A 19695-nucleotide genomic window follows, 5' to 3' on the forward strand; every position below is an offset into this window, starting at 1 on the left:
TTCTGCTGGCCTTTTTATTCTAGAATACCTAAATCACGGAATGTCAGCTCTGCTTCCACCGTGATCGGCAGCTCTGAAAAAGTGTCCTGCCATCTTCCGCGATTCCAAATTTCAGGATGAAATGCTTGTACTTTGCGACCGAGACCGATCATATCGCTTTTTGCTTCCTGCATTTTGCCGACCACATCATTGAAGTCTTTCGTTAACTTTTCCGATAGTTGTTTCTCTACTGCTTGTGTATTATGGTGATAATCAGGAAATGCTTCCATAGTCGCTTTCAGTTTCATGCGGATTATTATACGATCGTTCAAAATATCCCAATTATCTTTTACTTTCAAAACGTCAAATGTCAGTTCGTTTTCTTTTTCATCATTCTCTAGTTTATAGCTGAAGCGGGTGAATTTTCCTTTCTCCCCACTTAAGAGCGTAGCGAGCATTGCTTCTCTCCTCTCTAAAACATAACCTGTAAAATCCTTTCCCGAAAACAATCCCACACCTACCAATTGAGGTAGCCCTTCCTCATCTATTCTTAGATAAGGCAATGCAAGGTCCTGTGTGTTTTCTAATAACAAGGTACCTGCACGCTGCAGGTTTGCAGGGGGAAAATATGTGTAAATCTTTCCGGTCAATAAAAGCTCTGTATAGTAATTGGATACTTCCCCTTGTAAATCACCAGAAGGATTAAAATATGTCTGGATATCGCCCTCTACCAAAGCCATGTAACTTTGCAGACGGTTTCTGGGCGCTCTATAGACGTTATCTAGATACTGATATAGATCATCTCGAGCCATCTCTTCAGAGACAAGAAGAACTTCCATTTTAGATAAATTTAGCGCTTCCTTCGTACTGTAGTTGGCGTTCATTTGAGCTTCCTTCATGGAATTCCCTTTCCCTTTGGATGTTGAAAATTTGATCTGATTACCATCAAATACTGGGAAAGCAAATGTCATGTGAACATCGTCATCGCCTCCTTCCATTCCCGCAAGCGGAACGATGGTCACATCTTTAAATAAAAGCTCATCCCAGCAACCGCTGAGCAGTAAAGAGGACAGTATTAAGACGAGGAGTCTTTTATCCATTTATTCAGCCCCTTCTTTAGAAGAATGAGAATGATAGGCAAGACGATACCTATTGCTAAGTGTAGATAATTCACTATTTCCCGAATCCATTCATTTCTTTCCTTTGAAACAAAAAAACCAATGACTGCCAATAAAAATAGGTGGATAACTATATTTTGCCGTCTTCGTTTGCTCTCATTGTCGGCTGGCCAAGTCATCACAACGAAGAAAATGTATAAAATGACTGTGACAATACTCCATATGATCCATGCAATCATATAAAACAAGTCCGCCCGTTCAATGAAAGACAATGTTAAAGATTTCATCATGTATAAAGTGGGCTGCGGGATGGTCTTGATTTCCTCTATCCCAAAGAATAATTGGTTGACGAGGATGGTTGCTAAATAAAAAAACGTCCAACTCATTTGATAGGAGAATAACGGCCAGCCCGCCAATGATCTTACTTCTTTAACAAAGGGGCGTAAAAATAAATAAAACTCCAAGCCAATCATCGGTGCTGTCGCGACTAAAAACGCTCTTGCCATTTTCACCACATTAAAATCTATTTGGGGAGCCATCCTGTACCAATCCAAATGAGGGACGGCTAATAGCCAGGTGATTACGATAAAAATAACCACAGGTATGGCGATTGTCCAAATGTTTAATACAGCAGTTACCTTTCCGTAGTTCGCATAATACGAAACAATAAGAATGATAGCCGTTGTTACAATAATAGGCGTGTCTGGTAACGTCCATAACGACAATAAATAGATGATAAAACTGAGTCCGCTGATGATGACAAGCAACCAGTAGATTTTGAATACCCAGCGAATGAATGTGGGTACGCGCAACGCGTGATAAGTCTTTTCAAAGAGAAGAAACAGCAAGTATTGCATGAGGGCAATCACTAAAAATACCAACCAGCTATTTTGTTTCGCATCTTGAATCAAGTAATGCTGAAAAGAGATAAAGACGCCGCCTGTCTGTATAAAAAATAATATACAGAAGAATTGAGTTTTGGATAGTTCAAACATCATCATTTCCTACCTCTCCGAAAAAACGAAAATGTCTTTTGCTGTGGATGATGACGAAAAAAAGGAAGCCTCAAGAAAACTACCCAAAGACGGGACGCATCAAATGGTATTAATGGAGAAAAATAAGGCTGCTTCAGTGACGAAAGATTAAGTAGATGGATATACAAAAGCAAAGCCATGATACTCATCCCGAAAAAACCAAATAACGTGGCCATGATCATAAACGGGAAACGAATAATTCGGATACTCATATTCATTTCTGGTGAAGGGATGACATAACTCGAAATAGCTGTTATGGCTACCACAACAATCATGATATTCGATACGAGCCCTGCGTTTACAACTGCATCCCCTATTACCAGTCCGCCCCCAATCCCAATTGTCGGACCAATAGGAGTAGGCAATCGGAGACTGGCCTCCCGAATTAGTTCAATGAAGAGTTCTAAAAATAACGCTTCGATAATAGGCCGGTATGGGAGATCATTTACCGTAAGCTTTACTTTTTGACTAATATCATTCGGTAAAATTTCAAAATGATAACTCACAACGGCTATATAGAATGCTGGCAGTAAAACAGCCATTGCCAAGCCGCCTAAACGCAATAGTCTATAAAACGTACCGACAATAGGGCGGGCATTGTAATCATCGGGGGATTGGAAAAACGAAAAAAACGTGACCGGTCCAATTAATACTGTAGGTGAATGATCGATTAAAAAAGCAATTTTACCTTCCAATAAATTTTCCACTACCCGATCCGGTCGTTCTGTATTCAATAGCTGAGGAAACGGAGAGTAAACCGTGTCTTCAAGATAATCTTCCATTTGTCCAGAGCCTAGGGCATATTCACCGGGAATATTCTTAAGTCGGTTTGCCGCCTCAAGGACCACATCCGGATCTGCAAGAGAATCAATATAAATATATGTTGCGTAAGAATTATTTTCTTTACCCATCTTGACCGTACGAATCACTAAATCAGGGATGGCAAGCCTTTTTCGAATCATGTATAGGTTTTGCTCCAAAGACTCTACAAAACCTTCGTGTGAGCCGCGGACGGTTGTTTCTCCAATTGGTTCATCGGGAGAACGGGCTGTGAACTGTTGGGTTGATAATTGTATTTGAATGTTCATCTCCGGGAAGATCAGTAGGGTCATGCCTGAACAAATGCTTTCGATTAACTGCTCTTGATTGAAGGTCTGAACGGTTGAAATAGCTGTCGTGCCCCAGTTTTTCAACGCTTGTTCAGAGCGCGAACGCATCAACTCAATTTGTTTAGCCGTTTCAACAGTATCTACTAGGGTTGTGAAATAACAAACGAAACCTTTCCCTATCGTCCATTGTACTTCCTGGATAACTAAATCAGATGATCCATAAAACAAGTCTTCCAAAAAATATTTATCTATCATTGATGCGGGGTTCTTCATGAAACTCACCTCTATGCAAGTCAGTATGCATAAAATTCATCTGTTATATGCAAAAAGGACGATGGAATATTCTCCATCGTCCTACCGCTTATTTTTGAATGAATTGTTGTGTCCAGTAATTTCCGTTCGCATCATAACCGATTCCAATATGAGTGAACTCTGGTGTCAAGATATTTTGTCTGTGACCTGCTGAGTTCATCCAAGCTGTTACGACTTCTTGTGCGTTCCGTTGACCCTGTGCAATATTCTCAGCTGCCTTACGGTATGTGATGCCATTCATCTTCATTTGATCAAATGGTGAGCCATATGTAGGGCTTGTGTGTGAGAAATAATTGTTCTTGGCCATGTCTGCTGATTTTTGTTTAGCAGACTTCTGAAGAGTTGCGTCAAATTGCAATGGTTTTAGACCTGCTTTTGCTCGTTCAGCATTTGTTAGATCTAGGACTGCTTGTTCTTCAGCAGACACATTTGCAGTCGGCTTTTGCTGTTCAGGCTTTTCAGCTGTTGGCGGTGTGCTAGGCTGCTGTGGTTTTTCAGCCGGTGTGCTTGGTTGTTGTGGTGTTTCCACTGGTTTGCTCGGTTGTTCCGGTTTCTCTACCGGCTTACTAGGCTGCTCTGGCTTTTCCACTGGTTTGCTCGGTTGTTCCGGCTTCTCTACCGGCTTACTAGGCTGCTCTGGCTTTTCAACTGGTTTGCTCGGTTGTTCCGGTTTCTCTACTGGTTTACTAGGCTGCTCTGGCTTTTCCACTGGTTTGCTCGGTTGTTCCGGTTTCTCTACCGGTTTACTAGGCTGCTCTGGCTTTTCTACCGGATTCTTAAGCTCGTTGTTCAAAATGCTATAATACTTATCCCAGAAATTAGTGAATATCCCCTTATCTTGTCCTTGAAGTATATTCCACGTGTACGTTTGGCTGATGTGGACAGTTTTGATCGTGCTTGCCTCCGCTGAATGGTTAGGCAATAAAATAGCTGAGCTTAATAAGATGATTGTCAATGGTTTTTTCATCTTCATACCTCCTCTTCTACGAAACTTATCATAACGTTTTAGAAAAGAAGAAAATATGACGGAAATTGCCAACTCGCCCAATACAATCTACAAACCTATGAGACAAGAGCCTCAGCTTCCTTATAATTGGCAGATATGCCCTTCCATGAAGACTATTGGCAGCGAAAAGCTATTGACAACTACTTTTCAGGCGGATATTCGATGCTTGAAAGCTGCTCACCTATGAGGACAAGTTTTGAAGGAATTTGCATATATTCAGGTATCCAATTGACCATTCCATACGCATATTGGAACAAGTGTGAGTATCTGGAGCCTTCTAATTGGATATAGCCCTTCATCCGATATACGGTGTCTGGCAAGGAACGCACCCAATCTTCAAAATGCTCTTGATTAATCGGTTTCTCAAAAGACAGTACCTTCGAAGCGAGTGGAAGGCCGCTGCCTGTACTGATGGCATGTTTCGGAGCAGAGGCGGCATCCACCATCTTCTCGATATAGCTAAAATCGATTTTCGCATTCGTTGTTTGTACGAGAGGAGCAAAGCTATTGAATTGTGTCACTTGCATCGTTACAGATGCCAATTGATCCGCTGTCAGTAAATCTGCTTTATTCAGCAGCATGAAATGAGCATGTCGGACCTGTTCCAAGAATAATGCGAGCATACGCTGAGAAAGCTTATCACGATCCAGCCAGCGCATGGCGTCTACAACCGTGATAATACCTTTCACATCTAATTGGTCGGCGAATAAGGGTGAATAGACGGCATCTAACGACTCTACCGGATGGGCAGCGCCTGTCGTCTCAATGAACAGCACGTCAACGTTTGGATAGTCAGTCAATAGACTTTGCAGTTGGGCTTCCGTCGATTCAGCACCTGTACAGCAAATACAGCCATTCAGCAACTCTTTTAACGGCACTTCCTCTTTCTCTTCAACGATTTGACTGTCTATATTCAATTCGCCGAATTCATTCATCAGAACAGCGGGCTGCCTCCCTTGTTTGTTTACTTGGTCAATCAATTGAACAAGCAAGGAAGTTTTTCCACTGCCAAGAAATCCACTCAATAAATATACATCGATCATAAACCTCTATCCCTTCTATAGAAGAAACGCATCCAAACAAGGCTGGACGCGTTTTCTTGTCCGTATTAAACGGATTATGATTTTACTTTCTTCAGGACGACTTCTTTTGCCTTTTGCAATTGAGGATCGTCTTCTTTCATCTTATCCCGCAATTTTTGCATTAAACCAATCGTCGAATCGCCAGTCAGTATGCCTGTTTGTTCGAGTGAAAGGTCTTTTTGCAATGATTTAACGGCTTGTGCAGTGTTTGCGTCATACAACCCGTCCGTTTCCCCAGGATGGTATCCTACTACTTCAAGCATTTCTTCAGCAGCTTGAACCGCAGGAGATACCATGCCTTCCTTCATTTCTTCAGATGCATCTAGGAACGGAAGTGATGCATAAGGAGGGTATGGCACTTTAACATCGGGCTCAATCCCTTTTTTATGAATCCAATTGCCGTCCGGCGTCAACCATTTGGCTGTCGTCAACTTTAGATTGGAACCATCTTGCAGCTGTGTCGGTGTCTGCACAGTCCCTTTACCGAACGTCTTGATACCGACAATCGGAATATGAGCGGATTCTTTCAGCGCACCTGCTAAAATTTCAGATGCCGACGCACTTCCATCGTCTACGATCAATGCAACAGGCACGTTAATTTTCTGACCGTCTGACGCAGGGAAAATCTCTGCCGGCCGACCCTTTTCTTGTGTCTGGAATAATGCTTTTCCTTCATCCACAAATAGATCGGAAATATCGATTGCGGCACTCAGCACACCGCCTGGATTTTGACGCACATCGATCAGGACACCTTTCATCCCTTTTTCTGTCATTTCATTCAAAGATTCCAGTAATTCCTCATACGTATGTTCTGAGAAAGACGTAATATTAATATGTGCAATTTTGTCATCCAGCATCTCTGCATACACCGTATGGACCGGTATGACATCTCGTACGATTTTCACCTCGAACGGCTCTGCGGCTGTCCCACGTCGGACCGATAATGTGACCGTTGACCCTTTTTCCCCGCGAATTAACAGTACAGCTTCCGAAGAGGACATACCTTGGATACTTTTTCCGTCTACCGAAAGGATGGTATCATTCGGCAATAGCCCGACTTTTTCTGCAGGCGAATTCTTAATAGGAGATACAATGCTGATATAGCCATTGGACTCTTGAATTTCTGCGCCGATTCCTTCAAAACTGGATGATATACTCTCATTCAGCTGCTTCGCTTCCTTTTCGTTCAGGTAGTCCGAATAAGGATCTCCTAACGCATCGACCATACCGTTGATTGCTCCGTCCAGTATGACTTGTTCGTCGACCTCATCGAAATAACTTTGTTTCAGTTGATCATACGCATCGAAAAGCTTTTTAAATTCTTTTCGTTCACTTCCCACTTGTTGGGGTTTGACGACCTCTACGACTTTATCATCACCGACTGTTAATGCGAAGAATGTAACCGCTGCTGTCGCCAGTACAAGGGCAAAGATGAGCATGATCAGCGAAAACGGCTTAATCCGGATATACCGGCTAGGTTCGGGTTTCTTTTCCGGCTCTACCTCTCCGTTTTCTTTTGAATCGTTCTCGTTCATCGTCTTCCCTACTTTCTAAACTCCCATGAAAAGAACCGCTGTCTAGAGCGGTCTTTGTTCAAAGGTTCTTTATGTGCAGCCATTCCGCTGTTTAAAATACTGTGTATTATTCAGCGATTGCTGCTTCTAGTGCTACTTCGATCATGTCATTGAATGTTAATTGGCGTTCTTCAGGCGTAGTGATTTCGCCTGTAAGGATATGATCACTAACCGTAAGCACAGCAAGCGCTTGACGGCCAAAACGAGAAGCTAGCGTGTAAAGTGCAGCAGCTTCCATTTCTACAGCCAATACACCATGACGTGCTAATTTTTCATGCTGTGCGTCTTCATTATAAAAGAAGTCTTCTGTGAAAACATTCCCCACTTGCAAATGAAGGCCTTTTTCTTTCCCTGCATGGAATGCTTTCAATAAAAGATCGAAATTTGCGATCGGAGCATAACGGATGGGACCGAACGTTGTATCGTTTAACGATGAGTTCGTTGTCGCAGCCTGTGCTAAAATCACATCGCGAACTTTTACGTCCTTTTGGATGGCACCGCATGTACCCACACGAATCAATTTCTGCACATCAAACTCCTGCATTAACTCTGTTGCGTAAATAGAAATAGAAGGAACGCCCATACCTGTTCCCTGCACTGAAACGCGTTTTCCTTTGTATGTACCTGTATACCCGAACATGTTTCGTACTTCATTGTACTGAACAACATCTTCTAAAAACGTTTCCGCAATATACTTTGCACGCAGTGGATCTCCAGGAAGAAGAATCGTGTCGGCGATATCGCCTTTTTTCGCATTAATATGTATGCTCATGTCTTTTTCAGCCTCATTTCGCTATTTTAATTTTATCATACAGTGATTAAAGGCGAGATGCAATGAAGACCTCGCCATTTATCTGCTGCATACGTCTTGATAGATTGCGTACAGTTCATCAAAGGTAGTGGAGCTTAAATCGTGATCGGCTTGATCCTCGACATAACGTGACAACGTATCGAATTCCTCTTCATTTTTTGGAAAACTCGGATCACGAAACATCTTTTCTGCAAACATCGCCTTCACATCGTCTTTTCCACCGCCACGATACCTCAACGCAAAATGATAAAAGGATCGATCCATCACGTAAATAGCCCTTTATACTCTCCGTAGCCCTCTTTCTCCAAATCGGAGACAGGAACGAAACGCATAGCTGCAGAATTGATGCAATAGCGCAGTCCGCCTTGATCAGCTGGACCATCCGGGAAGACATGTCCCAAATGAGAATCTGCCGTTTTGCTGCGGACCTCTGTACGGCGCATCCCATGAGTGGTATCAAAGTGCTCCGTCACTTCAGACGCTTCAATTGGCTTCGAAAAGCTTGGCCAACCACAGCCCGCATCGAATTTATCATGGGAACTGAACAACGGTTTGCCTGAAACGACATCCACGTATAGACCTTCTTCATAATGTGCATCAAATTCATTTTGGAAGGGCGGCTCTGTCCCGCTTTCCTGCGTTACATAATACTGCATATCCGTCAATCGGTTTCTCAAGTCCTCTTTCATGATGGATCCCCCCAATGCTTTTCAATAAACCCTGCTCGTCCTGATCCTACGGTGTAACGTTCATAATGCCCAGGGTTCTTTTCATAATATTGCTGATGATATTCCTCAGCTGGGTAAAATGGATGCGCCGGTAAAATGTCTGTGACAATTGGCAAGTCAAACTTCCCACTCGCCTGCAGCTCTGTTTTAGATTCTTCAGCCTCTTTTTGCTGTTCAGCTGAATGTGTATAGATTGCAGATTTATAGGACTCGCCGCGGTCGTAAAATTGTCCGCCTGCATCAGTAGGATCAATCACTTGCCAGAAAATATTCAATAATTCGTTATACGAGATGATGTCATCATCAAATTCAATCTTCACTGCTTCGCGGTGTCCCGTCGTGTTCGAACAGACTTCTTCATACGTCGGATTGACTGTATGTCCTCCTGTATAGCCTGAAGTAACAGAATGTACGCCTTCGTATAGGTCGAACGGTTTGACCATGCACCAAAAACAACCACCTGCAAATGTTGCGTATTGTGTCGCCATCTATGTTGCCTCCTTAATTTTTCGGAATCAATACTTCCAATATAATCTCATCTTCAGCTAAATTCACTTCTTTTGCTTTCACTTTAACGTCACCGGAGATCGGCAAATCTTGCAAATCAATGAAAATTTCTTCTTCTTTCGGCCGAACGATCATCCATGGAGGAAATTCGACAGAGTTTTTCAATAGCTTTAATACAGTCGAAGGAGGAATATTCAAATCCCCTAATTCCATAGACGATTGCTTCAGGATTAAGTTTCCATCTTCCCGCACGATCGGGTCAAAGTGCATGGCAAGTGGCAACGTATAGGAAAACACGGTTAGTTCTGACGTCAGCAGTACATCATCACGCATTTCCAACTCAACAGGTAATGCGCCTTTGACCGCTTTCCGAATGTACGTATTCGCAATGCCTTCGAAATTTTCCTTCGTCGTATTTAATTCCAGCGAATATCCTGCCTTCGAGGAAGCGTTTGATTCAGGAAGAGGAGGTGAAGATGCGGTATTGCCGATTACTATGATCAGCCCGACGATCGATGCTGCGATTAATCCTGCAAGGCTGAAGAATGCTATTTTCCAATAATTCATTAGTTGCTCACTCCACTTCCAAATCAATTGCTGAACATTTCTTCATTTCATCCACAAATCGTTTTCCCATCAAATCATAGCCTTTACTGTTTGGATGGAAGAAGTCTGTATGATAAACCATATTTGTATTCGAATTAAATAAATCTTTAACAGGAATGAAACAAGCTGCTCCGTCTTTCCGTACTTGTTCTTCCAATGAAGCATTCCAATCATCGACAATCTCCTCAAATTCCTGCACTTCATCCGTAACGACAGAAAATGGATTGTATAGACCGGCTACAATGATCGGTGCATTTGGATTGAGCAAACGGATCAACTGAAATAACTCTTCCATTCTATTTTCAAATTTACCAAGTTCCTTATAAAAATCGGAAAGCTTCATTTTCATGAAATTCCCTTTGACTACTTTCATCAAATCATTGCCGCCAATTGTAAAAACGATATAGTCGGCTTGCACGATTGCTTCTTGCACGTCGGTATCTTCCAGCTGATCTAACAGCTGATCGCTTCTCTTTCCTCGCTTTGCTAAATTCACAGCATCTACTTCCATTATCCCTTTCCATTGTTCCATCTCTGTTGTTAAGCGTCCGAAATAACCGCCTTCTTTACGTTCATCCCCTACCCCTTGTGTCAATGAATCTCCTAAACCGAGTACGTTGACCCGCTTTGGAACAAAATATTCCGGTATTGAGAAAGGTTCGAAGAGAACTGGTTCTCTTTCTGGCAAAGCCGTTTCTTTTTGGCTAAATGGTGCTTGGCACCCGGATAAAAACAATGAGAAGACAAACAGGAATAAAACCATTCTTCTCATAAACTCTATCTTCCCCTTTGTTTTGATAGTGTTACTCTGTGTAAAACATAAAACCAATCGCGCCTTCGCCCGTGTGGGTACTGACAATTGGCGTTGTAAATGTAAGCTTTACTTGAATACCCATTTCTTCAATCGTTTTTTTCAAAGGTTCGGCCATCAAGAGTCCATTCGCATGGGCGATGCCAACGCTACGAATTACTTTCCCCGCAGTCTCTTTTTTAAACTCATTCAATAAATATGTGACGACTTGTTTGTGACTGCGTACTTTCGCGACAGGGGTATAAACGCCATCTTTCAAAGTAGCGATCGGTTTAATGTTCATTAATGATCCGAACATCGCTTTCCCCTTGCCGATCCGGCCGCCTTTTACTAGATTATCCAGTACGTCCACCACTACATATAGTGAAGAACGTTTACGAACGCTGTCAAGCCCGTTCACAATTTCTTGGACAGATTTCCCTTCTTCCACCATACGGCATGCTTCGAGTACTTGAAACGTCAGGGCATGTGAAATGTACATGGAATCAATGACCGTAACGTCTGCAGAAGAAGCCTGGGCTGCCGCTTGGGCAGATTTCACTGTGCCGCTCATCCCGCCCGTCATGTGGATCGAGATAATTTGAGAGCCGTCCGCTCCTAGTTCATCGTATAATTTTTGAAAGACACCGACAGCGGGTTGTGAACTCTTTGGAAGTTCTTTTGACTCTCGCATGAGGTCTAAAAATTGGTCGGGCTGAAGTTCTACTCCATCCACAAAAGATTGATCGTTAATTTGGATAGTCAAAGGTACAACGTGAATTTCGTGTTTTTCTATGAGTTCTTTAGTGAGATCAGCGGTAGAATCCGTGACTATGTGTATTTTTTTCATGTTTATGGTCTCCTTCGCGTACTGTGAAATGCGATTTTCTGTTCATTTTTTGCTATAGTGAGGTTTGAGGAGTTGTTGCTTTTTGTCAGATGCATTTGATTTCAAGAATTTTTCGGAAGAACGTTGGAATGCGATTACCCACGCAATCGGTTTCTTGCTCAGCATACCTGCGCTGGTCTTTCTGATATTGGCAGGTATAGAGCGCGGAACCGCGATAGCCGTTGTTAGTTTCACGATTTTCGGGGTCTCTATGCTGTTGCTTTTCTTAATGAGCACGTTACTACATAGTATGCCTATTAAAGTGAAAGAGTTTTTCTCGATTTTGGATCACTCCGCCATTTATGTCTTAATCGCGGGAACTTATACGCCCTTCTTGCTCGTAACATTAAAAGGGGCTCTCGGCTGGACATTGTTCGGCATTATCTGGGGACTTACGATATTAGGGATCTTGTTCAAAATCTTTTTCATTCACCGTTTTGAGAAAGCCTCACTGGCGCTTTATATCGTCATGGGCTGGCTGATCATTATTGCGATCAAGCCATTGTATGAACAACTTCCGCCCGCAGGCTTTTGGCTGCTCGTAATTGGGGGAGTTCTCTACACATTCGGTTCTGTTTTTTATGCGTGGCGGCGCCTGCCGTACAATCATGCAATTTGGCATTTATTCGTCATTGCCGGCAGCGCAGCCATGTATTTTAGCGTCCTTCTGTATGTATAAGAGGGGCGCTATTCTTTTTTGTCCCAAATTTGATAGACATATGCTGTGCGGTCTTCTGCATATTGTACGTCGGACTCACTGGTCAGCTGCCAGCCTTCTTTATATTCAGGGAAGAACGTGTCGCCTGGATAGGAATTTTCAATAACGGTGATATACAGTCGATCCGCCAAGCCCATTGCCATATCAAAAATCTGTGCTCCTCCAATGATGACTACTTCTTCGGAGTATTCTTTAGCTTTTTGGATAGCTGTTTGCAGATCATGCACGACCGTAATACCTTCTGCTTCATATGATTCATTCCGAGTGACAATAATATTCAAACGCCCAGGTAACGGACGACCGATCGATTCAAATGTTTTACGCCCCATAACGATCGCTTTACCCATCGTCATCTTTTTAAAATAAGCCAATTCTTCAGGAATATGCCAGGGCATTTGGTTGTCTTTTCCTATGACGCGCTGTACGTCATGTGCAACTAGTAGTGAAATCAAAATTTTTCTCCTCCTTACACAGCAATGGGTGCAGTGATTTTCGGGTGCGGATCGTAGCCTTCTATCGTAATGTCTTCTACGTTTAAGTCGAAGATGGAACGCCCTGCGTAATTGACGTTGAGTTTCGGCAAGTCTCTAGGCTCTCTCGATAGCTGCTCCTGTACTTGCGTCAGATGGTTTTGATAGATGTGGGCGTCTCCGAGTGTGTGAACGAACTCACCCACTTCCAGACCGCATTCATGGGCAATCAAATGAATCAATAACGCATATGAAGCAATATTGAAAGGTACACCTAGGAAGACATCTGCACTTCGTTGATAGAGCTGGCAAGATAATTTTCCATCCGCCACGTAAAATTGAAACAGTAGGTGGCAAGGAGGCAACGCCATCTCATCCACTTCCGCCGGATTCCAAGCCGTGACGATATGGCGACGTGAATCAGGATTGGTTTTGATACTTTCGATGACTTGAGCCAATTGGTCAATGACACCGTGGTCTGTATCCCACGCCCGCCATTGTTTGCCATAGACAGGACCTAAATCGCCATACTTCCTTGCAAAATCTTCATCTGCGAGAATCTTTTCTTTGAATGCAGCAAGTTCAGCTTTGTACGTTTTCGCAAATTGCTCATCTTCCACTACACGATGCCCGAAATCCGTCATATCCGGCCCTGTATATGCATCGCTCTCTACATATCGTTCAAACGCCCATTCATCCCAAATTCCATTGCGGTCTTGGATAAGCGTCCGAATATTCGTATCGCCTTTCAAAAACCATAATAACTCGGAGACGATCAGACGAAATGCTGTTCGTTTGGTCGTCAATAAAGGAAAGCCTTTGGCTAAATCGAAGCGCATTTGGTAACCGAAAACGCTGTATGTCCCCGTACCGGTCCGATCTCCTTTTTTCGTTCCTGTTTCCAGAATATGTTGACAAAGATTTAAATATTGCTTCATTTTCAGACTCCTTTTTTCAAGCAACTGCTTCTAAATTACATACAGTATAGCATTATTTTAGTCATGACCCTACCAATGACATTCGTTAAATCGAGAACAAAAAAACACCTCTTTAGATGGCGAATTACGAAAGCCATCTAAAGAGGTGTGTTTTTGGACTGAATTTTGATGGTGTTTATACTGTTTGGTTGTATATAAACACAATATTTGTACGCTCACATCAAGTGGATCGCGTTGACTCCGCTTTTTATTTACTTCTTTCTTGTCACGTACCTACATCATTTTCTCCGTTGTCCTCTGTCAGCGGATCTTCTACTTTGAAATTATCCTTGTCATTGTCTTCTCCACAAGCACTCAACAACAATACTGCCGCCAATGGCAATGCTAAAAATTTCCCTTTCATTATGGCACCTCCTATGATTTATAGTACGTAGAGTTATTATCATCTCTCCGGGATAGTAATTTATTCATTGTTTTTGTTACCGTAAATTAATAAAATAAAAAAACACCCGTTTTCACAACGAGTGTTTCAACATTTTTAAGACAACCATTTCGGTGGTGTGTTTTTCGACCAGTAAATGTCGCCCAATGTATGATGAGCTGTGAACCCATCGTCAGCCGTATGATAATGGAAATTGTAAAAGTACCCATCAAGAGGACGTTTCTCGGTGCGAACGTGGAAACGAATAACGTCCTGTCCCGCCATTTTATCATGCACATGGAAAATCTTTTCTGCGTAATCGCCGGAAGGCTGTTCTGTGATCGCAAGACGACGTTCTGCTGCATTATGTATAGTGGTCTGTATCACTGCTTCGATTCTAGGGAAAATCTCCGAATCAAATTCATCTTGAATCACCGGACCGATGCGCTGACCGAATTTTTCATAAGACAGCGAACGCGCGAGATCGAGCAGTTGGTCTTCTTCTGAATGAATCGGATAATCAGGTGTAGATAAAAATTCCGTAGGCGAGTCGTCGAGTTCAATTGAATAGTGCGAATCTCCAGTTGTAGAATCCATTTCATTTGGCTCGTCCTTCGACTGAAAGTTCGACCAAATTTCATGATTGGACGTAATGGCCCCAAGCGTCAAGACTGCGACCGATGCGATCATAAATCGCTGCAACCATTGTTTCATGCTACCACTCCCTTCAACATTTCGTCATACATCCTAGTAACTCATACGAAAAAGCCGACAAAAGGTTTCTTCTTTCTCCAATTCATTGTACAATAAAGTCAAACTTCAATCATTCTTTTCACAAAAAGTTCGTTGATTGCAAGTTAAGCGGAATTCAACCAACCAACACGCAGGATAAAGGAGGTCGCACGAATGGACGTTAACTTCCTACTAGGAATCGGAATGCTCGTTTTGACATTATACTTAAGTTCCTTAAACTTCACTCACTGATCAAAAGTGAAAGACGCCGTCTAGTCTCGACAGGCACTGGAGGTCTTAAAAATAAAGGCGCTCTTTGCCTTTATCTTTAAGACAGAAGTGTCCCGAGAGACTGGCGCCTGCAGCTGGATGGTACAAAAGCGAAAGATGCCGTCTAGCCTCGACAGGCGAAACGCAAAAAAGACTGTACAAGCCAAGAATTCGGCCTGTGCAGTCTTTTTTTATGGAAAGAAGTTGTTACGCTCGCACTACGGTTGTTTTGGTGCGGTGTGGTGCGAGTTACGAGCGTTTGTGGTAGAATTTCGCTCGGTACAAAGCAGTTTGGTGCGGCTCTGTCTTGGATTGGTGCGGTGCGGACGAGTTTTCGTTCGGTTCTCCGTCACTCACTTCTCCAGCACGCCATAATGCACTTTCGTATGCAGACGAATTTGCTGAGTGAAGCCAAAACGTTCGAACATTGGTGACTGGTAATGGTCTTTCAATACCACGCGTCGCTTGCACACTCTTAAAGCCTCAGCTACCCACTCTTCCGACAAACGATACATAGCGCCTATTTCACGCAAACTCTCAAAATTGGAAGATTCCTCAATGGGTGTTGTAAACATCGGATCTAAAAACACCACGTCACGCGAACTTGTCGGACACTGCTTCAAAAACTGAACAGCTTCCGAATGAATGACTTCAATCCGTTCCATTGATTCCTTTAGCAAAGGAAAATCAATCGGAAAACTGCGTAATCCAGTCGCAGTCAAAAAAGCGATTACCTTATCTGCTTCGATTCCTTCGACCATCCCATTCGCACCTACGCTACTAGCCGCGATGATGGCATCCGATCCAAGACCCAACGTACAATCCAAAAAAGAATCTCCCGCCATTAACTCTGCTGCTTCAATTAAAGGATCTAGTTCACCTTTCAACAGACGCTTCAATCGATACGTAGCAGAATTCGGATGAAAAAAGAATGGCTCCGACATCCCGCGTCTGTAAAACGAATAGCGGTCCTTCCCAGCCACCAAGACGTCCGATTGATAGACGTCTTGCAACTTGGACACGGACCGCTTTTTTCGTTCGACAACAGGAGCACCCAAACAATCCTCGGCATATTTCAATAAAGCAGCAGATTGTTCATCATGTCGGCCGGCAGTCGTAATAATCACGTTCACTGACTAACAACATTCGTCAACACATCGACGAGGTGATCTTTGATTTGTTCTTTTTGAAAGTTCTCAATTTGTTCACGTGGAATGAAGTATGCTAATTTCCCATCATTCCAGATCGCGACAGATGGTGAACTTGGCGGCACTTCAGGGAAATGCGAACGCATAGCTTCCGTCGCTTCTTTATCCTGTCCAGCAAATACGGTCAATAAATGATCCGGTTTTACTTCCGCAACTGCTTCGCGAACCGCGGGACGCGCTAAACCTGCTGCACAACCGCAGACCGAGTTGATCACAATGACTGCAGAACCTTTTAAGTCCTGTAATGTATGTTCCACATCTTCAGCTGTCGTTAATTCCGTAAAGCCCGATTGTACTAACTCTTCGCGCATGGGCTGTACAATGCCCCTCATGTACTCATCGTATGCGTTCATTAAAAATCTCCGCCTCTCTTTAATCGATTACGTTTCTATCTTATCGTGTTCAGTGGAGATTTTCATCTTATCTACTCTTTTGTTGCTTTTATAGTAAATTAAATTCGGAATGGTTTCTCAATCAACAGAAGGCGAACATATGGTCTATTTATGTTTCTTTTCACTCTTAGAAATGGTATAATTGAATGGTAGACGACATATAGCGGATGGGCGGTTGGCACTCCCTTGAGAAAGGGGGTTTTAAAATGGTGACATACGAAGCAATGAACATGCTATTCCAATTTGGAATGTTTCTCGCAGCAATAGTAACAGCAGTTGTAGCGATGATTGCTCTATTCATCAACAGAAAAAAGTAACCACCCTCCGCTTATGACTAGGAAAGCTGAGTGGTTACTTTTTGTAACACCTTAAGACTTTTACTGGCCAACCGCACTTCATGCGGATGTCAGCTGCATTGACCGGGTGTAAGCGCACCTGGTCTTTTTTAGTATATGTTCAGTTTACCATACTTATACGAACTCTACACCTGATTTAGCATAGAAATTCAGAACTAGTAATGACGAGCATGAAATAGGCAGCAATATGAACAGTATGTCATTTCATCCGCTAGAATGGTATAATTAATAGGTAGACGACATATAGCGGATGGGCGGTTGGCACTCCCTTTGAAAGGGGGTGCTTACATGGTGACATACGATGCAATGAACATGTTATTCCAATTTGGAATGTTTCTCGCGGCAATGGCAACAGCAGTTGTAGCGATGATTGCACTATTCATCAACAGAAAAAAGTAACCACCCTCCGCTAACTGTCCAGAAAGCTGAGTGGTTACTCTCTTTGTAACACCTTATAACTTTTACTGGCCAACCGCACTTCATGCGGATGTCAGCTGCATTGACTGGGTGTAGTCGCACCTAGTCTTTTTTAGTATATGGTTATCTTACCACATTAATACGATCTCTACACCTAGGTATGCTTAAGAAAGTTAAGTTAAGACACCTGCCTCCAGTACAATTTAAATAAAATCCGAACTGCGCTTGAACCATTTACTGACCGGATACCTTTTCAACTACCGCCAACCCCCTTCGTGCAGCCATTGCCGCTTCCGCAATTTGCAGACGCTTTTCCAAGGCATCCATGTCCGCTTTGATTTGTTGCTTGTTAACCTCAGCAACGGGCCACACCGTGTAAATCCCTTTGTTGTTTATCCAATTAGTCATTTCCAACACCCCTAATATAATAATCGATCTCTATAATCATGATCCGGAGTAAATAATTCGATGGTTTCTGAATTCTCACCTATCCGAGAAACAGAACGAGCGCCGATCACCGCTTTTAGCGATTCCTTGTCGAAGTTTGTTGTGTATACGGTTGATTTACCGCGTCGCAAATCAATTAGTTTTACCCATTCACGGCTAGACCAGGAGAGTTCGTCGGCCGCTTTATTTGTTTCAACTCCGACATCATCTAACACGACTAGATCAAAGTCAGCAAATTGTTTTTCAAAACGCTCTTGCGCCACCCGATTGCCAAACGTATTTTTGATATTGTCGAAGAGCTTTCGAGATTCGATGAACGCCACTTTTCTGCCCTTATGTTTGAGTGTCCGCGCAATCGCCTTAGCGAGATGCGTTTTGCCTGTACCTGGCGTTCCTGATATCCGTAAATTCCGGATCTTACCTTCTAACAAATCTTTGATATAGTCGGTAGCTTTTCCTTTCGCCGCCGTCAATTCAGGATTCAGTTCTTCAAAATTCTTAAAGCCTGCTTTGTCATCGCTATTGATGTAATACCAATCACCATCCACGATATCCTGGCGCTTCTGAATCAATTTAGCCCCCACTTGAAGGGTATAAAATTGTTTCTGACATTCATGACAAATCGACCAAACGTCTTCTTGAAGCCGGTCACCGTCAAAGCAATATACCCATGCTTGTTTTGTATGCTGTTGACAAGCTGGACATTGAACATATTCCATACGCACTTCCGATACACTTTGCACATAATCCGGATGGATCTTAAAAAATAAATCCTCTACTTTGCGGACGTTCAGCTTCTCAAATACACTTTCAAATGCATGAACCAATACAATCCCTCCTAGAATGGCAAGTTCGAGTAATCGATTTCTTTCGGTTTGTAGTTCTCCACTGTTTTTCTCTGTCGCTCAAGGGTTTCCGACGAGGCATCGAATAACGACCGAACCTTGGCTTTTGGTTGCCCTTTGCGCGCTTTTTGCTTTTCGTCATTTTCCACGTCGGTGATCGTTGTAAAATTTTGCGACCTCCAGCTGCGTATGGTGACGAACGAATAATTAATTTTATGCGTCGCGTTCGCCAATACAGCCTTCTTTAAAGCGAGTAATGCAAGTTCGGAATTTAGTTCGTCGCACATTTCGCCGAGAACCTGTCCAATTTGTGGGGTAAGCGGCGCGATATTGGTTTCATAAAAATTAGCGATTTCTGCAAAACCAGCGTCCACAACAGCCGAGCTTTTTTCTCTAGTCGATTTAATTCGTTCATCCGAAAGACTTTGCTGTTGTCTAACGATTTGTTTTATTTCATTTTGTTTAGGTTTACTTAATGTGGTTACGTCGTGTTCGTTTCGTGTCCGTACTGTGCTCGCTTTGTGATCGTCCTGTGTATCAAAACGTACCAGCGCATAACAACCAGCTTGATTGGCCCGACCGGATTTTGTGTAGACGATTCGTCCTGCGTTCATTAATTGCTTTCTGGATCTGTCTAGTTGTTGTCGGGATAAACCACACTTTGCTTGTAATGTTAAGTTTGCGACCGTAAATTCATCCGACCAGACAGTTTTATTGTTGATCGCCATCAGTGTGTGCCATAAAGCAATCGCCCCGCTCGATAGAGGGTTGTGTCCAGCCAGTCATGAAACGAAACAAGTTCTTTTAAGTAGTTCATTATTTCACCACCTTTTATTGAACAGAGGGTACCTCTTTATCTGTCATATAGAATCTTTTTTGGAAAAGGATACACTGTTGTTGAAATTATTTTCTGTTTTTTGAAAATGAACAATAAAA

At 42.8% G+C, this 19695-nt stretch carries 25 protein-coding genes; 3 read left to right on the plus strand and 22 right to left on the minus strand.

Translation table 11 applies throughout. From position 1 onward, the window contains the following. Positions 1-14 precede the first annotated feature (14 nt). The 13 genes from B5D59_RS01930 to B5D59_RS01990 form a co-directional block, all read right to left on the minus strand. The gene (locus B5D59_RS01930) at positions 15-1079 is read right to left on the minus strand and encodes a Ger(x)C family spore germination protein (RefSeq protein WP_078816643.1); all 1065 of its coding nucleotides are present in this window, start codon (positions 1077-1079) and stop codon (positions 15-17) included. Beyond that, positions 1055-2098, minus strand: a complete 1044-nt coding sequence (locus B5D59_RS01935; RefSeq protein ID WP_078816644.1) for a GerAB/ArcD/ProY family transporter — start codon at positions 2096-2098, stop codon at positions 1055-1057. The genes B5D59_RS01930 and B5D59_RS01935 overlap by 25 nt, the downstream gene beginning before the upstream one ends. Next, a complete protein-coding gene (locus B5D59_RS01940; RefSeq protein WP_078816645.1) occupies positions 2095-3513 on the minus strand; it encodes a spore germination protein in 1419 nt (472 codons plus the stop codon). Before B5D59_RS01940 ends, B5D59_RS01935 begins: the two co-directional genes overlap by 4 nt. Positions 3514-3601: 88 nt before the next feature. Then, entirely contained in the window at positions 3602-4519 is a 918-nt protein-coding gene (locus B5D59_RS18640) for a CAP domain-containing protein (RefSeq protein WP_078816646.1), read from the minus strand. Positions 4520-4698: 179 nt separating this feature from the next. Continuing rightward, on the minus strand, positions 4699-5601 hold the full coding sequence (locus B5D59_RS01950) for a CobW family GTP-binding protein (protein WP_078816647.1): 903 nt from the start codon (positions 5599-5601) through the stop codon (positions 4699-4701). A 74-nt stretch (positions 5602-5675) separates the two neighbouring features. Then, positions 5676-7175: a lmo1851 family serine protease gene (locus tag B5D59_RS01955; RefSeq protein ID WP_078816648.1), complete on the minus strand. Its 1500-nt coding sequence runs from the start codon at positions 7173-7175 to the stop codon at positions 5676-5678. Between the two features lie 106 nt (positions 7176-7281). Further along, entirely contained in the window at positions 7282-7986 is a 705-nt protein-coding gene (gene deoD, locus B5D59_RS01960) for a purine-nucleoside phosphorylase (protein WP_078816649.1), read from the minus strand. Positions 7987-8064: 78 nt separating this feature from the next. Continuing rightward, a complete protein-coding gene (locus B5D59_RS01965) occupies positions 8065-8289 on the minus strand; it encodes a YozE family protein (protein WP_078816650.1) in 225 nt (74 codons plus the stop codon). Further along, positions 8289-8714, minus strand: a complete 426-nt coding sequence (gene msrB, locus B5D59_RS01970; protein WP_009499536.1) for a peptide-methionine (R)-S-oxide reductase MsrB — start codon at positions 8712-8714, stop codon at positions 8289-8291. The genes B5D59_RS01965 and msrB overlap by 1 nt, the downstream gene beginning before the upstream one ends. Beyond that, on the minus strand, positions 8711-9241 hold the full coding sequence (msrA, locus tag B5D59_RS01975) for a peptide-methionine (S)-S-oxide reductase MsrA (RefSeq protein WP_078816651.1): 531 nt from the start codon (positions 9239-9241) through the stop codon (positions 8711-8713). Before msrA ends, msrB begins: the two co-directional genes overlap by 4 nt. Before the next feature lie 13 nt (positions 9242-9254). After that, positions 9255-9827: a YpmS family protein gene (locus B5D59_RS01980; protein ID WP_078816652.1), complete on the minus strand. Its 573-nt coding sequence runs from the start codon at positions 9825-9827 to the stop codon at positions 9255-9257. A gap of 7 nt (positions 9828-9834) precedes the next feature. After that, positions 9835-10638 (minus strand): SGNH/GDSL hydrolase family protein, encoded by an 804-nt coding sequence (locus tag B5D59_RS01985; RefSeq protein WP_040758095.1) that lies wholly within the window; start codon positions 10636-10638, stop codon positions 9835-9837. Between the two features lie 31 nt (positions 10639-10669). Beyond that, entirely contained in the window at positions 10670-11506 is an 837-nt protein-coding gene (locus tag B5D59_RS01990) for a DegV family protein (protein ID WP_009496616.1), read from the minus strand. 82 nt (positions 11507-11588) lie between these two features. Here B5D59_RS01990 and trhA point away from each other — a divergent pair, with 82 nt between their 5' ends. After that, positions 11589-12224: a PAQR family membrane homeostasis protein TrhA gene (gene trhA / locus B5D59_RS01995; protein WP_009496615.1), complete on the plus strand. Its 636-nt coding sequence runs from the start codon at positions 11589-11591 to the stop codon at positions 12222-12224. A gap of 8 nt (positions 12225-12232) precedes the next feature. Here the strand turns inward: trhA and B5D59_RS02000 are convergent, their stop codons facing one another. The 6 genes from B5D59_RS02000 to B5D59_RS02020 all read right to left on the minus strand — a co-directional run bounded on the left by B5D59_RS02000 (position 12233) and on the right by B5D59_RS02020 (position 16655). Continuing rightward, entirely contained in the window at positions 12233-12715 is a 483-nt protein-coding gene (locus tag B5D59_RS02000) for a dihydrofolate reductase (RefSeq protein ID WP_078816653.1), read from the minus strand. A gap of 14 nt (positions 12716-12729) precedes the next feature. Next, a complete protein-coding gene (locus B5D59_RS02005) occupies positions 12730-13671 on the minus strand; it encodes a thymidylate synthase (RefSeq protein WP_078816654.1) in 942 nt (313 codons plus the stop codon). A 265-nt stretch (positions 13672-13936) separates the two neighbouring features. Continuing rightward, positions 13937-14074 carry a hypothetical protein gene (locus tag B5D59_RS18100; protein WP_009496612.1) on the minus strand — a complete coding sequence of 46 codons (138 nt, stop codon included), beginning with the start codon at positions 14072-14074 and terminating at the stop codon, positions 13937-13939. 135 nt (positions 14075-14209) lie between these two features. Then, positions 14210-14806, minus strand: a complete 597-nt coding sequence (locus B5D59_RS02010) for a YpjP family protein (protein ID WP_078816655.1) — start codon at positions 14804-14806, stop codon at positions 14210-14212. Positions 14807-15447: 641 nt separating this feature from the next. After that, the gene (locus B5D59_RS02015; RefSeq protein WP_078816656.1) at positions 15448-16227 is read right to left on the minus strand and encodes a class I SAM-dependent methyltransferase; all 780 of its coding nucleotides are present in this window, start codon (positions 16225-16227) and stop codon (positions 15448-15450) included. Then, positions 16224-16655: a BrxA/BrxB family bacilliredoxin gene (locus tag B5D59_RS02020; protein ID WP_009496609.1), complete on the minus strand. Its 432-nt coding sequence runs from the start codon at positions 16653-16655 to the stop codon at positions 16224-16226. The genes B5D59_RS02015 and B5D59_RS02020 overlap by 4 nt, the downstream gene beginning before the upstream one ends. Positions 16656-16900: 245 nt before the next feature. Here B5D59_RS02020 and B5D59_RS18395 point away from each other — a divergent pair, with 245 nt between their 5' ends. Then, a complete protein-coding gene (locus B5D59_RS18395; RefSeq protein ID WP_245799415.1) occupies positions 16901-17011 on the plus strand; it encodes a putative holin-like toxin in 111 nt (36 codons plus the stop codon). A gap of 327 nt (positions 17012-17338) precedes the next feature. Next, entirely contained in the window at positions 17339-17449 is a 111-nt protein-coding gene (locus B5D59_RS18400) for a putative holin-like toxin (protein WP_245799416.1), read from the plus strand. 252 nt (positions 17450-17701) lie between these two features. Here the strand turns inward: B5D59_RS18400 and B5D59_RS02025 are convergent, their stop codons facing one another. From B5D59_RS02025 to B5D59_RS02035, 3 genes are read right to left on the minus strand one after another with little or no spacing between them, the layout of a single operon-like run. Then, complete coding sequence (locus B5D59_RS02025; RefSeq protein ID WP_009496606.1) at positions 17702-17875, minus strand: hypothetical protein; 174 nt, start codon at positions 17873-17875, stop codon at positions 17702-17704. A gap of 11 nt (positions 17876-17886) precedes the next feature. Further along, positions 17887-18741: an ATP-binding protein gene (locus B5D59_RS02030; RefSeq protein WP_009496605.1), complete on the minus strand. Its 855-nt coding sequence runs from the start codon at positions 18739-18741 to the stop codon at positions 17887-17889. Between the two features lie 11 nt (positions 18742-18752). Next, a complete protein-coding gene (locus B5D59_RS02035; RefSeq protein ID WP_078816657.1) occupies positions 18753-19487 on the minus strand; it encodes a DnaD domain protein in 735 nt (244 codons plus the stop codon). Between the last annotated feature and the right edge of the window lie 208 nt (positions 19488-19695).

This window comes from Sporosarcina newyorkensis, from assembly GCF_900167515.1.
Classification (GTDB): domain Bacteria; phylum Bacillota; class Bacilli; order Bacillales_A; family Planococcaceae; genus Sporosarcina; species Sporosarcina newyorkensis.